At 44.0% G+C, this 15,136-nt stretch carries 12 protein-coding genes; 2 read left to right on the top strand and 10 right to left on the bottom strand.

Annotated elements, in window-relative coordinates:
• The first annotated feature begins 79 nt into the window (after positions 1 to 79).
• Together DFR58_RS07085 and DFR58_RS21785 are read left to right on the top strand one after the other, a co-directional pair.
• Positions 80 to 322, top strand: a complete 243-nt coding sequence (locus DFR58_RS07085) for an endonuclease domain-containing protein (RefSeq protein ID WP_147273154.1) — start codon at positions 80 to 82, stop codon at positions 320 to 322.
• A 366-nt stretch (positions 323 to 688) separates the two neighbouring features.
• On the top strand, positions 689 to 850 hold the full coding sequence (locus DFR58_RS21785) for a hypothetical protein (RefSeq protein WP_170138061.1): 162 nt from the start codon (positions 689 to 691) through the stop codon (positions 848 to 850).
• A gap of 42 nt (positions 851 to 892) precedes the next feature.
• Here DFR58_RS21785 and DFR58_RS07080 read toward each other — a convergent pair whose 3' ends face one another.
• The 10 genes from DFR58_RS07080 to DFR58_RS07035 all read right to left on the bottom strand — a co-directional run bounded on the left by DFR58_RS07080 (position 893) and on the right by DFR58_RS07035 (position 15,126).
• Positions 893 to 5,200 (bottom strand): 2-hydroxyacyl-CoA dehydratase, encoded by a 4,308-nt coding sequence (locus DFR58_RS07080; protein ID WP_114297181.1) that lies wholly within the window; start codon positions 5,198 to 5,200, stop codon positions 893 to 895.
• Between the two features lie 386 nt (positions 5,201 to 5,586).
• Positions 5,587 to 5,805: a hypothetical protein gene (locus DFR58_RS07075; RefSeq protein WP_114297112.1), complete on the bottom strand. Its 219-nt coding sequence runs from the start codon at positions 5,803 to 5,805 to the stop codon at positions 5,587 to 5,589.
• 107 nt (positions 5,806 to 5,912) lie between these two features.
• Entirely contained in the window at positions 5,913 to 6,566 is a 654-nt protein-coding gene (locus DFR58_RS07070; RefSeq protein WP_114297111.1) for a hypothetical protein, read from the bottom strand.
• Positions 6,567 to 7,011: 445 nt separating this feature from the next.
• On the bottom strand, positions 7,012 to 7,566 hold the full coding sequence (gene lepB / locus DFR58_RS07065; protein ID WP_207659148.1) for a signal peptidase I: 555 nt from the start codon (positions 7,564 to 7,566) through the stop codon (positions 7,012 to 7,014).
• 67 nt (positions 7,567 to 7,633) lie between these two features.
• Positions 7,634 to 9,418, bottom strand: a complete 1,785-nt coding sequence (gene aspS / locus DFR58_RS07060; RefSeq protein ID WP_114297110.1) for an aspartate--tRNA ligase — start codon at positions 9,416 to 9,418, stop codon at positions 7,634 to 7,636.
• A 24-nt stretch (positions 9,419 to 9,442) separates the two neighbouring features.
• On the bottom strand, positions 9,443 to 10,768 hold the full coding sequence (hisS, locus tag DFR58_RS07055; protein WP_114297109.1) for a histidine--tRNA ligase: 1,326 nt from the start codon (positions 10,766 to 10,768) through the stop codon (positions 9,443 to 9,445).
• Positions 10,769 to 11,265: 497 nt separating this feature from the next.
• Positions 11,266 to 11,883, bottom strand: a complete 618-nt coding sequence (locus DFR58_RS07050) for an MBL fold metallo-hydrolase (protein ID WP_114297108.1) — start codon at positions 11,881 to 11,883, stop codon at positions 11,266 to 11,268.
• A 26-nt stretch (positions 11,884 to 11,909) separates the two neighbouring features.
• Complete coding sequence (gene dtd / locus DFR58_RS07045; protein ID WP_114297107.1) at positions 11,910 to 12,359, bottom strand: D-aminoacyl-tRNA deacylase; 450 nt, start codon at positions 12,357 to 12,359, stop codon at positions 11,910 to 11,912.
• Between the two features lie 17 nt (positions 12,360 to 12,376).
• Positions 12,377 to 14,566, bottom strand: coding sequence for a RelA/SpoT family protein (locus tag DFR58_RS07040; RefSeq protein WP_114297106.1), 2,190 nt, complete (start codon positions 14,564 to 14,566; stop codon positions 12,377 to 12,379).
• 44 nt (positions 14,567 to 14,610) lie between these two features.
• Positions 14,611 to 15,126 carry an adenine phosphoribosyltransferase gene (locus DFR58_RS07035; protein ID WP_114297105.1) on the bottom strand — a complete coding sequence of 172 codons (516 nt, stop codon included), beginning with the start codon at positions 15,124 to 15,126 and terminating at the stop codon, positions 14,611 to 14,613.
• Between the last annotated feature and the right edge of the window lie 10 nt (positions 15,127 to 15,136).

The following is a 15,136-nucleotide window of genomic DNA, read 5'->3' as shown; positions in this document are numbered from 1 at the left end:
GCTTATATGCCAAATATATATGTAGCAAACGGGCATATACATTCTGGCGAATAGGGTGTATTTAATTTAAGTGACGAAAATGCAAATTTTAACTCCCCTTCTATCTTCCCCTCACATTGAGGGGAAGAAAAAGAAGGGCACTGGAGAAGAAAATGAGAAGAACAACGCAGGCGCATGCAAAGCGAAAACAGCAGTAGAAGTGGATGGAAGTATTCATGAACAGGACGAACGTAAGGAATATGACTCAATAAGGGAAGAAGTAATAAAAGCACATGGAATAAGGATTATACGATTCACCAATGAAGACATAATTGCTACTTAGAAGACCAGCAAAACCTACATGGACCTTCTTTTCCTTCCCCTCGAAGTGAGGGGAAGATAGATAGGGAGCTTATTAAAAATCTGGATTTGGAATAAAACGCCATAATATATCGGCTCTTTTTAACCATTTTTTTGGATAATTATGCTGTTATGTGAAAAAGGTGCTTCAATTGTAATCCCTATGGCGACTTTCCGAAATGCTGTGTCAGATATAATTTATGCACCTCTGGCAAATAATAATTCTTGATTTACGTTATATTAGGCTATATAATATTTGTCTGTAGATATGTGTCATAAAATGAGTATGCTTTGTGAATTTAGAAATACAAGCTAACTCTTCCAAAAATAATATTACAGGGAGATTGATATGCTGACAAAAATTTTAATTATTGCAGGAACCTTGCTGGTATTCGGGCTTCTGGCCTTTATGATGAACAGATCGATAAATACGCACAATTCACGCCCCAAGGGCAAGGTGAAAAAAGGAAGAATGAAGTATATGCAGGAATCAAAAAAACCGGGTAAATAACAAGCGGCATTTCTTTTCTTAAAGAAATGCCGCTCTTCACGGTTAAATGCTCACGCTGCTTTCGCCGCCTTCTGCGGCGGTATTTATTCCCGTAAAAAGTGTCTTGGGTTCATAGTGTGCGTCACTGCTGTGAAGATTCTTAAACGCCGCGGAAAGCATAAGCTTTATTCTGTTGAGCTGATTGACTTCGCTCGCCCCCGGATCATAATCGACGGCAACTATATTGGCCTCCGGGTACCTTCTCCTCAGCTCCTTTATCATTCCCTTGCCTGTCACATGGTTTGGCAGGCACGCAAAGGGCTGCATACAAACTATATTTTTGGCTCCGCCGTGTATAAGCTCAACCATTTCGGCAGTCAAAAACCATCCCTCCCCGGTCTGGTTCCCTATTGACAATATATCCTCCGCACCCCTTGCAAGCTCATGTATGCTGCATGGAGGCTCAAACCTCTTGCTTTTCTTCAATGCCTTTTTCATTACTCTTCTATAATATTCCATACCCGCTATGGCGGCATTATTAATAATTACTTTTTTTAAGCTCTCCGAAAGCTTTTCATGCTTAAAATTAAGGTTATAGGCAGAGTACATGAAAAAGTCTATTAAATCCGGCATTACAGCCTCGGCGCCCTCTTTTTCAATTACATCAACCACACTGTTGTTGGCTGTCGGGTGGAATTTCACCAGTATCTCACCTACCAGCCCCACTTTGGGCTTTAACTGGTCAGTTATTTCGATATTGTCGAAATCATTGACTATTTTATAAATGTTTTTCCTGAAGGTCTTATGGCTCCCGCTCCTGACCGAAGCCTTGCACCTTTCCGTCCATGATTCATAAAGCATATTTGCAGATCCGGGCACCTTTTCATAGGGCCTCACCCTGTACAGAACTCTCATAAGCAGGTCTCCGTATACCAGAGCCATGAGACTTTTATTTATAAGGCTTCTGCTTATTTTAAAGCCGGGGTTCTTTTCCAGCCCAACGGTATTAAGTGAAATAACGGGGATGTTTTCAAACCCGGCATCCGTCAATGCCTTCTTAAGGAAGCCTATATAATTTGTAGCCCTGCAGCCTCCGCCTGTCTGCGATATTATTACCGAAGTGCTGTCCAAATCATACCGACCCGACTTCAGAGCCTCTATAAGCTGCCCTATAACCAGTATTGACGGATAGCACGCGTCATTGTTCACCCATTTTAAGCCCTCGTCCACCGCCTTTTTGTCAACAGACGGAAGGATCTCCACCTTATACCCCGAAGCGTTAAACGCCTCCTCGATAAATTGAAAATGAATAGGAGACATCTGAGGCGCCAGAATAGTATGCCTTTTTCTCATTTCTTCGGTAAATACCGGCCTCTCCGGCAGTGTACGGACACGTGACGGCTTTATCCCGCTTCTGTCCCTCTCATCCATTGCAGCCTTAAGAGAACGCATTCTGATCCTTGCCGCGCCCAAATTATTACCCTCATCAATCTTCAAAACGGTATATATTTTATCATAGTCATTCAGTATTTCCTGAACCTGATCCGCAGTTACTGCATCCAAGCCGCATCCGAAGGAATTAAGCTGTACCAGCTCAATATTTGACTGTCTCTTTACAAACTCTGCGGCAGCATACAGCCGGGAGTGGTATACCCACTGATCAACCACCCTTAAGGGCCTCTGTATATTTTCCAGATGTGCAACCGAATCCTCTGTTAATACCGCCATCCCTAGCTCGGTAATTATGTTTGGTATGCCGTGGTGTATCTCAGGGTCTATATGGTAAGGCCTTCCCGCAAGGACAATTCCCTTTCTTCCGGCAGACTCAAGGTATTTTAATACCTCCTCTCCCTTATCCCTTATATCCCGCTTTGCACGCTCTTCCTCTATCCATGCCTCTTCCACTGCGGCAAACACTTCGTTTTTAGGGATGTCAAAGGCTCTCAGTTCCTCATAAAGCCTTTCGGACAGCCTTTTTTTATCATGATAAGGAAGGAAAGGATTCATAAAGCTTATTCCTTTTTCCTTAAGCACATCCATATTGTTCTTAATAACCTCGGAATAGGATGTGACAATGGGGCAATTATAGTGGTTGTCTGAAGTCTCCTGCTCCTTCTTTTCATAGGGCAGGCTGGGATAAAAAATGAAATCCACGCCGCTGCCTATAAGGCTCATTATATGCCCGTGTACTAATTTTGCAGGATAGCACACAGACTCCGAGGGTATCGTCTCAATCCCCAGCTCGTAAACGCTCTTGGAGGATCTGGGAGAAAGCTGCACCCTGAATTTAAGCCGGTTGAAGAAGGTAAACCAAAACGGGTAGTTCTCGTATATATTCAGCACTCTGGGTATGCCTACAGTTCCCCTTGCGGCGTCCTCTTTTTTCAAAGGCTTGTAATTAAAAATTCTTTTATACTTATAGTCATAGAGATTGGGAAGGTTATCTGTCTTAGCCTCTATTCCCGCTCCCCTTTCACACCTGTTTCCCGATATGAATTTCCTGTCGCCGTCAAAGCAGTTTACAGTCAGGAGGCAGTTGTTTCCGCACAGCCCGCACCTTCTCATTTCAGTGCTGCAGCTAAAGGATTCCAGCCTTTGTACTTTGAGCAGGGTGCTCTCGTACCCCTCGCAAAAGCTGTCCCTCGCCAGCAGCGCGGCGCCGAAGGCTCCCATGAGCCCTGCTATGTCTGGCCTTATGACCTCCCTTTCGGAGATTATTTCAAAGCTCCTTAATACCGCATTGTTATAAAATGTTCCCCCCTGAACTATAATTTTATTTCCAAGCTCCTTGGGGTTCCTTATTTTTATTACCTTAAAGAGAGCGTTCTTTATAACGGCATATGACAATCCCGCCGAAATATCCCCTACTGTGGCGCCCTCCTTCTGAGCCTGCTTTACTCTTGAATTCATAAATACCGTGCATCTTGAGCCCAAGTCAACCGGCCTTTCGGACTTCAACGCCTCGGCAGCAAACTCCTCCGCACTCATATTAAGGGAATGGGCAAAGGTTTCTATAAACGAACCGCAGCCGGACGAGCAAGCCTCATTGAGCATAATGCTGTCGATCACACCGTTCTTCACCTTAAGGCACTTCATATCCTGTCCGCCGATATCAAGAATAAAATCCACTCCCGGAAGGAAGAACTCGGCAGCCTTATAATGGGCGACGGTTTCTATTTCTCCCACATCAACATAAAGAGCGCTTTTTAGAAGGCTTTCCCCGTACCCCGTAACAGCGGAGCTGGCAATGCGGGCACCGGCAGGCATTTGCGAGTAAAGCTCCTTCAAAATCTTTATTGCGGATTTCAAAGGGCTTCCCTCGTTGCTTCCATAATAGGAGTATAAAATAGCCCCATCACCGTCAATAAGAGCCGCCTTTGTTGTGGTTGATCCGGCATCTATCCCAAGAAAGCAGTCTCCCTTAAAATCCTCGAGCTGCCTTCTTGCTGCAACACTTCTGCCATGCCTTTCTTTAAAGTCCTTCAGCTCACCGTCATTTTGGAACAGCGGCCGCAGCCTCTCAACCTCATTTGAGGAAGCGTTATTTATGGCGGGCAGTTTTGCGTTCAACTGCTCAAAAGGCATCGGTTCCTCGCCTCTTGAGGCCAGAGCGGCGCCAATCGCCACAAAAAGCTGGGAATTTTCAGGGAATACAACCTGATGCTGCTCCATGCCCAGTGTTTCAATAAATCTTTTTCTAAGCTCCGATAAATAATACAGAGGGCCTCCAAGGAACGCCACATTCCCACGGATTGGCTTTCCGCACGCCAAACCGCTTATCGTCTGGTTTACGACAGACTGAAAAATAGAGGCTGCGATATCCTCTCTTGCCGCCCCTTCATTTAAAAGAGGCTGTATGTCGGTTTTTGCAAAAACCCCGCAGCGGGCGGCTATGGGATAAATCATCCTGTAATTCTTTGCAAGCTGGTTTAAGCCCGCGCCGTCGGTCTGGAGAAGGGATGCCATCTGGTCTATAAACGCGCCCGTGCCTCCTGCACATGTGCCGTTCATCCTCTGCTCCACTCCATTGTCAAAATACGTTATTTTTGCATCCTCCCCGCCCAGCTCTATAACCACATCGGTCTTGGGAATAAACCGCTCTATGGCGGTTGTGCCTGCAATTACCTCCTGTATAAAAGGCAGGCCAAGCCACTGGGCCACCGAAATGCCCCCTGAGCCGGTGAGCGTCACCGTTATTTTGTCATTTGCAAAGCTTTGGTATGCTTCGCTCACTATTGTAAATATTGTTTTTCTTATATCGGAAAAATGTCTCTGATACTTGCTGTAAACGACGCTTCCTTCAGCATCCAGTATTACGAGCTTAACTGTGGTTGAACCTACGTCCAGACCTAAATGCAATAGTCTATCCATATACATATGCAGACCTTCCGAGGGAATACGAAAATCCCTCCGGGCCCTGCATTCTGCGCCCCCTTTGATTTACTTTTAAACAAAGCCTCACTATATAATATAAAAAGCCCTTCGGCAAAAATTTTTTAAAGTCCACACAGCATATATAAATACAGAAATTCTTATTTTATACATGCCTTCTTCTTATATTAACATATATGCGGGTAATAATAAAGATATCAAAATTTCCAAGGCACGGCGCAAATATAAGTTTTATAATTTCTTAAAATGCAAAAAAGGCAGAACACAATAATGTCCTGCCCTTTTTTGCTTAATATTTATTAAATGTTTATTAACGCTTAAACAATATTTAACTTGCTACTTGTTCCACAACGGCTGAAATCAATTTATTCCTTATCCTTGGAAACATAAAGATATATTCCTAATAAAAATACCAATAGTACTCCTATATACTGCACTACAGGAATATGGCTGGTTAAATTAGGAGAGTATTCTTTGTCAAGCTTATCTAAATGCAGCGATATCTGAGCCAGCATAATATTGATGGTAAATATTAAAATCGAAAAGCTCGCAAGCACAATACCGAGAACCTTTTTTGTGTTCATTTCATAACCCCTGCCTTTGCTATAATCTTTACTTTGGAATGTCTTAAGCCTAATCTAAATAATAGACACAATGTATGCTCATTACTAAAATTACGCAAGCAGCCGCTTTAAAATGATGTAACATTTATGAGCTGCCAGTTTCCATATTTATCAAGCTCATAGACTTCTTCTTCTGTCTTACGTTCTTCTGGTTGATTTTCTGTGGCTTTTTGAACTATATTGTCTACTACTGATGCTGAAGAAGATGATGTATAATACTCTAATTTAAGCTGTGGCATAATTGCTTCATATCCGTATACATATGCATATATACCTTGTGCGACATAACCGTTGTATAGCTGTTGTGTAACCTTACTTACATTATAATATTTTCTGCTGTAAGCTTTCACGTATTCCCCTTGTGATAAAGCTCTGGAGTATTTTGTAATAGAAAAAGATTTTTGTTTTCCGAAACTATATCCTAAAGAAGCTTCAATTTCACTTCTTGAGGCTGATATTGTTCCAGAAAATGTATGGGAATATGATTGCTCAAATGAGATGGAATCTATTTCTCCTGTAGCTCCAGCAGGATAGCCTTGGTATTTAAACTCCCAACTGGATCCGTTATTAGAAGTTGTATAGTTTTTATCTACACTCTCCACTTTATAGAATGATGCAGCATTTATGATAACTGTACTATCTTCAGATGCAAAGACAGAAATATTAGATATTAAACAAAAAGCACATACAAACGCTGTCAATATAATTAATTTTTTATTCATAATAAACCTCACCTTTCAAAGATAAATTAATTTTATAACTTGAATATACAACTTAGTTTTTGAATAACTTTGAAATTTTAATATTCATCGCACCTCACCTTTTGTTAAATTCCATTAAAGAGTTTATATTAAGCTGCAGCAACTATTTAATAGAACTATTGTTAAGAGGTTCTTGATGATCCTGCTTTAGTCAGTTACTATCTTGGAATTCCTTAATAAAACCATATGTCATATACTACCATAGAATAAAATGTAAGTCAACCAACATTAATGTCTTAAGTTGTTTTTTTTGCATAAAGAAACTTGTTTATTCTTTTTTCAACAGGTATTTGACAGTTGAACAGAGAAAAAAACAGTGCAAAAAAGGCAGAACACAATAATGTCCTGCCCTTTTTCATTTTTCATTTATTAAATGTTTATTAACGCTTAAACAATATTTAACTTGCTACTTGTTCCACAACGGCCCGGCGTTGTTAAAAGGCAGGAACCTGAATACAGCCTTGCCCGATATGTCCTTTATTTCCACAGGCCCTATAATCCGGCTGTCTATGCTGTTCATCCTGTTGTCTCCCATTACATATACAAACCCCTCAGGCACAGTGAGCTTGGCATATTGAGGGTCATTTGCAATAGTAGTATTACCAAGAATATAATCCTCCTTAAGCTCCTCCCCGTTGAGCAGCACCTTTCCAAACTTTATTTCTATGCTGTCCCCCGCAACCGCTACCACCCTTTTTATAAGAGGGCTTCTCTCTAAGCCAACCTTATCCTCAACATCCACAGTTACTATATCACCATGCTTAAGTCTTCCCAGCTTGGGTGAAATCTTCTCCACCCACAGGTTGTCATTATTGTGGAGCGTAGGCTCCATAGATTCCCCGTCAACAATAGTCCTCTGCACAACAAAATTTACGATGAGCAGTCCTATAGCCACCGCAAGGGCAATGTGGAAAGCCCAACTCAGTATTTCCTTTAAAGCAGGATTTTTAGCCGTATCCATCCCTCCTTACAGCCAATATGCCGGATATCATCCCCGGCTGTGGCACTCAATAAATGCTTTATTACTTTTAGCCGTTAGTCATTTTAATATGCAGCTCCTTAAGCTGCTTTGCTTCAACAGTGTCGGGAGCATTAGTCATGGGACATGAGGAATTCTGCACCTTGGGGAATGCAATGACATCCCTTATGCTGCTTTTTCCCGCCATAAGCATTACAAGCCTGTCAAGGCCATATGCCATTCCTCCGTGGGGAGGTGTGCCGTATTTAAAGGCTTCAAGCAGGAATCCGAATCTCTCGCTTACCTGCTCTTCTGTTAAGCCTATAAGCTTAAACAGCTTCTGCTGCAGCTCATGTATATGGATTCTTATGCTGCCTCCGCCTATTTCAACCCCGTTTAATACAATGTCATAGGCCTTCGAGCGTACCTTCCCCAAATCCGAATCAAGATATTCGATATCTTCATCCATCGGAGACGTAAACGGGTGGTGCTTTGCCGCCCAGCTCTTTTCCTCCTCATCGTATTCAAACAGAGGGAACTCTGTAACCCATAAAAACTTAAACTCATCCTTTTTGAGAAGGTCAAGCCTTCTTGCAAGCTCAAGCCTCAGTTGCCCAAGCGCGTCATACACTATGCTGTTTTTGTCTGCGATAAAGCAAATCAAATCCCCCGGCTCTGCCTTTGTCTCTTTTAATATGGCGTCAATTTCGTCCTGGCTTAAAAACTTTGTAATGGCAGACTTAAGCTCATTCTCCTCAACCGCAATCCACGCCATTCCCTTTGCCTTATATATTTTTACAAACTCCACAACGCTGTCTATCTCACGCCTTGAAAATTTGGCCCCGCAGCCCTTTGCGTTTATCGCCCTTACACTTCCCCCGTTTTTTGCGGCATCGGAAAACACCTTAAACCCACAGTTTTCAACAATATGGGATAAATCTACAAGCTCCAAGCCAAACCTTATGTCGGGCTTATCGGAGCCGAACCTGTCCATAGCCTCCTTATAAGGCATCCGTATAAACGGCGTTTCCAGCTCTATTCCCAGAGCCTCCTTGAAAGCCTTCTTTATAAAGCCCTCATTTACCGTAAGAACATCCTCAACATCTACAAACGACATCTCAATGTCTATCTGCGTGAACTCGGGCTGCCTGTCGGCTCTCAAATCCTCATCCCTGAAGCATCTTACCACCTGAAAATACCTGTCGAAGCCCGACACCATGAGAAGCTGCTTGAACAACTGCGGAGACTGGGGCAGCACAAAAAACTTCCCCGGCTGAACCCTGCTGGGCACAATGTATTCCCTCGCCCCCTCGGGAGTGCTTTTGGTAAGCATGGGAGTTTCAATTTCAAGGAAGCCGTTTGAGTCATAATAGTCTCTGGCGATTTTTGCAACCCTGTGCCTTAGCATTATGGTTCTCTGCATATCCGGCCTTCTTAAGTCTATATACCTGTATTTAAGCCTTACGTTCTCATTGACGTCGGAGTCCTCCTCAATATAAACCGGAGGAGTCTCGGCCTTGCTCAATATCCTTAGCTCTGTTGCCGCAATCTCAATTTCGCCGGTGGGTATTTTAGGGTTTACAGTCTCGGGATCTCTTTTAACAACCTCTCCCACTATGGCAAGCACATACTCATTTCTTATGGTTTCAGCCTTTTGAAACAGCTCGTTGCTTACGGCACTGTTGAAAACCACCTGAAGCAAGCCTGTCCTGTCCCTCAAATCAATGAAAACAACTCCTCCAAGATCTCTTCTTTTATGCGCCCAGCCCATAACCGTAACCGACTCACCCACATTTGCAAGCCCAAGCTCGGAACATTTGTGGGTTCTTTTCAAACCATATATTGATTCTCCCATTTTCTCTCCTCCATAATGTCTTTATTAAAAAGCTCTATTTTTTATTTTGCTTATAACTCCGTCGAGATCCATAGCCTCCTGCATGCCTGTTGACATGTCCTTCAGCTTAAAAAAGCCGTCCCTCACCTCATCCTCACCTATAACAACGGCATACGGAATTCCAAGCTTGTCTGCATAAGCGAATTTTTTGCCGGTCTTGCCTTCGTTAAAATAAACCTCCGCAGCAATTCCCGCCTCTCTTATTTTAGTGGCAAAGTCCAGAGCCGGGCCCATGGTATCCCGCATTGGTATAACCAGCAGCACTGTCGGCGTGGCCCTTTTTGACTGCTCCAATATCCCGGCCTCCCTAAGCTGGTAAAAAAGCCGGGTTAAGCCTATTGAAATACCCACTCCGGGCAGCTTCCTCTCGGTATAATTCTGAGCAAGGCTGTCGTACCTTCCCCCGGAGCAGACGCTTCCTATGGAGGGATAATTGTCAAGTATGGTTTCGTATACCGTGCCGGTATAGTAATCAAGCCCTCTGGCAATGGTTAAGTCTATCGCATAATTTTTTTCGGGTATATTAAAATAGCTTATATGCTCCAATACCCCCATAAGCTCCTCAAGTCCCTGCAAAAACAGAGGCGATCCGGCATTCATTCCTTTAAGCCCGCCTATTACTTCAGCGGCACTTCCCTTTATCTCTATAAATTGCATGACGCTGTCCACCGCGCTATCGGAAAGCCCCATCTCCTGCAGCTCCCTCACAGTGTTTTCCCTGCCTATTTTGCCCAGCTTGTCAATGGTTCTCAGCACCTGCGCCCTGTCCTCGATTCCCAATTCCTCGAAAAATCCGTTTAAAATCTTTCTGTTGTTTATCCTTATCGTAAAGTCCTCAAACCCCAGAGCTTTAAACGTAGAGTATATTACACTTAATATTTCGGCATCGTTTATAACGCTGAGCGCGTCATTGCCCACAATGTCTATGTCACACTGGTAAAACTCCCTGAAACGCCCTTTTTGCGGTCTTTCCCCCCTGAACACCTTTCCTATATGATATCTTCTGAAGGGAAAAACCAGATCATTATAATGCTGTGCCACATACCTGGCAAGAGGCACCGTAAGGTCAAACCTCAGAGACAGGTCATTGTCTCCCTTATTAAAGCGGTATATCTGCTTCTCGGTATCACCCCCGCTTTTTGCCAGAAGTATTTCCGATTTTTCAATAGTGGGTGTATCCAAAGGCAAAAAGCCGTATTTTTCATAAGTACTTTTTATAGTGCTGATCATTTTGTCAAACAGCATTTGATCCGCCGGCAAAAGCTCCATAAAGCCCGGAAGAATTGACGGCACTGTTATATTCCTGCTCAAAACAACCTTCCTCCATTTCAAAAAAACTGGTTATTATTTTAGTATCGCCATATGTTTTAAAGCAAATAAAAAAGCCTCCCTCCCTTAAAACATGAAATGTCAAGGGACGAGACGCCTTAAGCTCCCGCGGTACCACCCCATTAAGCCCTGCTTACCTGCCCTAAAAAAATCTGCGCGCTGTATCGCTGCACTTCTTTAACAGGCTAAGCCGGCCCGCTTTAAATCCTTAACGCCGGACAAACGTATCTGCCTAATAACCTAGAACCACATATAATCTAAGCTTTCGGGAGATCGACTCCAGGAGGTTCTTTCACCAACCTTTTCCTGAAAGAGCTTCCAGTCACGGCACTTTCTCCCTGTAGGCAGCATTGGCTACTTTTTCCGTTCACAGTCTTTCACACTATAGCCTATATTTTATATTTTCCGTCATAACGTTGTCAAGACAAAATTTTTTTGAAAGACATACTCCAAGGCCGCGACTGTAATAGCCCCGTCTGTCACCCGGATATAAAGGGATTGTTGGCCCGCTCGTAGCCTATTGTGGTGGCGGTTCCGTGCCCCGGGTATACTTCCACCTCATCGTCTAACACCATCAGCTTGGTTTTTATTGAATTGATAAGCTCGTCGTAATCCCCGTTGCCAAGGTCTGTTCTGCCTATTGACATCCTAAACAGAGTATCCCCCGAAAACAGACGGTTTTCCGCCTTTATGCAAATCCCTCCTGCCGAATGCCCCGGGGTATGTATTATATGTACATCCATTCCCCCCACCTTGAGCACATCCCCGTCCTTAACGGTAATGTCTGCATTACCGAACGCCTTCGCCAGCCCGAACAGGGCGGAGCCGTTAAGCCGCGGGTTGGAAAGGTACACCGCATCATCGGCATGTGCCGCCACATTAGCCCCCGTCTTCTCTCTGAGCTCGTCCATATGGCATATGTGGTCAATATGCACATGCGTCAGTATTATATACTTTATCCTAAGCCCCAGCTCTTCTACGGCAGCCATAATTTCACCGCACTCAACTCCCGGGTCTATTACCGCGCCCTCTCCGTTGTCCCCTATTATATAGCAGTTAGACGAAAACATTCCTGTCATCAAACGTTTATAAACCATAGTAGCCTCCTAAATAAAGCTTAATTTTAAAATTCCTTCCTGCTGTCTAGCATAATTGTAACAGGCCCGTCATTGCATATGTCCACCTCCATATGGGCCTGAAATTTTCCCGTTTCAAGCTTAACGGGATACCTCCGGCAATACCCGACAAAGCTCTCATATATCTCATTAGCCGCCTGTGGAGAAGCCGCTCTGTCATAGCTCGGCCTTTTGCCCTTTCTGCAGTCTCCGTAAAGAGTAAACTGTGAAACAATAAGAAGCTCTCCCCCGACATCAAGCAGAGAAAGATTCATCCTGCCGCTTTCGTCCTCAAATATTCTAAGTCCCGCTATCTTGTCGGCGAGGTAGCATATGTCCCTTTCACAATCCTCCTTCTCCACACCTAAAAACACCAGCAGCCCCTTTCCGATTTCACCCTCCGTCACACCCTCCACAGACACCCTTGCCCGGCTGACCCTTTGCACAACCGCTCTCATAAAAGCCTCTCCCTGTTCTATTGCTTATTTCTTGTAACCTCAAAAACACTGTCAATCTTTTTAAGCCTCTTGATTATCCTGTCAAGCTGCTCGGTGTCTGTAATCTCAAGAGTAAGGTTCATTACGGCTATCTGATCCTTTGTAGTTCTGGCATTTATGGCCTTTAAGGGTATTTTCGACTCTCCTATCGAATTGGTTACCTCCATAAGCAGCGCTGTCCTGTCATTTGCCATCACCGTGATATCCGCCTTATACGCCAGCTTGTTGCTGGCATTGAACCAGCTTACCTCAATCAGCCTGTTGTCACCGTCGATATTATTTACGTTTACACAGTCCTTGCGGTGTACCGATACCCCTCTTCCCCTGGTGATATATCCCATTATATCATCTCCCGGCACCGGATTGCAGCACCTGGACAGCCTCACCAGACAGTTCTCTATCCCCTTTACCACAACCCCGTTTTCAGGCATTGATCTTTTCTTTTTATCCCTGTCGGCCTTGCTGTTTAATGAGGCCTCAACAGCCTGCTCCTGCAGCTCCTCAGGCTTCAAGGTTTTCCTGTATTCCTCCTTCAGCCTTGAAATAACCTTGTTTGCGGTAATAGCACCGTACCCTATGCCCGCAAAAAGATCATCCAAGGTAAGAAAGGTATACTTTTTTAGTATTACGTCTACCCATTCCTGCTTAAAGAGCTGATTGAAGGTAAAGCCCGCCTTTTTTACCTCCCTCTCAACCAGTTCCTTGCCCCTTACTATGTTTTCATCCCTTTTTTCCTTCTTAAACCACTGGTTTATCTTATTCCTTGCCTGCGAGCTTTTCACTATCTTCAGCCAATCCCGGCTAGGCCCGTGGATATTGGGGGATGTAAGTATCTCTATAATGTCCCCGTTTTTAAGCTCATATCCCAGAGTAACAATTTTGCCGTTGATTCTGGCCCCCATCATTTTATTTCCTATGGCGCTGTGGATAGAGTATGCAAAATCAATAGGAGTTGAACCGGCAGGAAGGTTTATTACATCTCCCTTAGGAGTAAATACAAACACCTCATCTGTGAAAAGGTCAATTTTAAGCGTCTCAACAAACTCTCTGGCATCACGCATGTCCTTCTGCCACTCAAGGAGCTGTCTCAGCCAGGAAAGCTTACTATCAACATCGCTGGCCCCGGTGTTTCCCTCCTTGTACCTCCAGTGAGCCGCAATACCCACCTCCGCGACACGGTGCATGTCCCATGTCCTTATCTGCACCTCAAAGGGCTGCCCCTCGGGCCCGATAAGCGTTGTATGCAAGGATTGGTACATATTGGGCTTGGGCATGGCTATATAATCCTTAAACCTTCCGGGCATAGGCTTATACAGCTCATGTACCAGCCCAAGCACCGCATAGCAATCCTTTACCGAATTGACTATTACCCTCACTGCAAAAAGGTCGTATATCTGCTCTAACGTCTTATTTTGCTCATGCATTTTTCTGTATATGCTGTGAAAGTGCTTTGGACGCCCGTCAATGTGAGGATTCTCAATTCCAAGCTCGTTTGTCTTTTCCCTCAGGGTGTCTATTATCTGGGATATATATGCCTCTCTTTCCTTTCTCTTTGTGGAAATTCTGTTTACCAGGTCATAGTACCCTTTAGGGTCTATATACCTTAAGCATATATCCTCCAGCTCCCACTTTATTTTGGATATTCCAAGCCGGTGGGCAAGAGGCGCGTATATTTCAAGGGTTTCCTTTGCCTTTTCCGTCTGCTTCTCAGGAGACATGTATTTGAGAGTTCTCATATTGTGAAGCCTGTCGGCCAGCTTTATCAAAATAACTCTTATGTCCTTGGACATTGCAAGGAACATTTTTCTCAAATTCTCGGCCTGCTGCTCCTCCTTTGTGGTGTAAGGTATCTTACCCAGCTTTGTGACACCGTCCACAAGAAGCGCGACCTCCTCCCCGAACTCCTCCTTAAGCTCCTCTACGGTGTATGTGGTATCCTCAACGGTGTCGTGCAGAATTGCCGCAATAATTGATGTGCAGTCAAGCTCAAGATCGGCCAGTATGCATGCCACCTCTATGGGGTGAATTATATAAGGGTCTCCCGAAACTCTTTGCTGCCCGTCATGTGCGCCCTTTGAAACCTTATACGCCTTTTCAAGCATTGTAAAGTCGCAATTCAAATTATATTTTTTAATTTTTTCAACCAAGCGTTTATAACCATCAGTCATCAAAAATTCCCCCATAATAACGGCAGCAAATAAGCATACTCCGCTTAAAACTCTACTATTGAATGCACATTAAAGCCTTTAAGCTTATCTCTTCCGCCAAGGAACCCCAGCTCGATAAAATAAACTATGCCGGCAACCTTTCCCCCCAGCATTTCAATTAATTCAATATTTGACATTGTAGTTCCTCCCGTTGCCAGAAGGTCATCCACAATTACCACCCTTTGTCCCGGCTTAACGGCATCCTCATGCATTTCAAGCATATCGGTTCCGTACTCCAATTCATATTCCGCCTTTACGGTTTTATAAGGCAGCTTGCCCCTTTTTCTGATCGGTATGAACCCCTTGCCCATCACATACGCCAGAGGAGCCCCAAACACAAAGCCTCTGGATTCGGGGCCTACAATAAGATCAAATTCACCAAGCCCTCCAAGTCTTTCCTTCATAAGATCCAGCACCTCTTTAAATGCCTCGGCATCCTGAAGCACGGTAGTAATATCAATAAAATCAATTCCCTGCTTCGGAAAATCCATAACATGTCTAAGCTTAGCCTTTAAATCCATTTTAAAAACC

The organism is Anaerobacterium chartisolvens, assembly GCF_003337415.1.
Lineage (GTDB): Bacteria > Bacillota > Clostridia > Acetivibrionales > DSM-27016 > Anaerobacterium > Anaerobacterium chartisolvens.
The sequence above is the reverse complement of the archived record's forward strand: the minus strand, read 5'-3'. Positions and strand labels throughout refer to the sequence as shown.

Coding starts and splice junctions, on each gene's coding strand:
- DFR58_RS21785 (WP_170138061.1), top strand. CDS start 689: ATGCTGACAAAAATTTTAATTATTGCAGGAACCTTGCTGGTATTCGGG.
- lepB (WP_207659148.1), bottom strand. CDS start 7,566: ATGGATACGGCTAAAAATCCTGCTTTAAAGGAAATACTGAGTTGGGCT.
- DFR58_RS07050 (WP_114297108.1), bottom strand. CDS start 11,883: ATGGTTTATAAACGTTTGATGACAGGAATGTTTTCGTCTAACTGCTAT.
- DFR58_RS07080 (WP_114297181.1), bottom strand. CDS start 5,200: ATGGATAGACTATTGCATTTAGGTCTGGACGTAGGTTCAACCACAGTT.
- DFR58_RS07075 (WP_114297112.1), bottom strand. CDS start 5,805: ATGAACACAAAAAAGGTTCTCGGTATTGTGCTTGCGAGCTTTTCGATT.
- dtd (WP_114297107.1), bottom strand. CDS start 12,359: ATGAGAGCGGTTGTGCAAAGGGTCAGCCGGGCAAGGGTGTCTGTGGAG.
- DFR58_RS07035 (WP_114297105.1), bottom strand. CDS start 15,126: ATGGATTTAAAGGCTAAGCTTAGACATGTTATGGATTTTCCGAAGCAG.
- DFR58_RS07070 (WP_114297111.1), bottom strand. CDS start 6,566: ATGAATAAAAAATTAATTATATTGACAGCGTTTGTATGTGCTTTTTGT.
- DFR58_RS07085 (WP_147273154.1), top strand. CDS start 80: ATGCAAATTTTAACTCCCCTTCTATCTTCCCCTCACATTGAGGGGAAG.
- aspS (WP_114297110.1), bottom strand. CDS start 9,418: ATGGGAGAATCAATATATGGTTTGAAAAGAACCCACAAATGTTCCGAG.
- DFR58_RS07040 (WP_114297106.1), bottom strand. CDS start 14,566: ATGACTGATGGTTATAAACGCTTGGTTGAAAAAATTAAAAAATATAAT.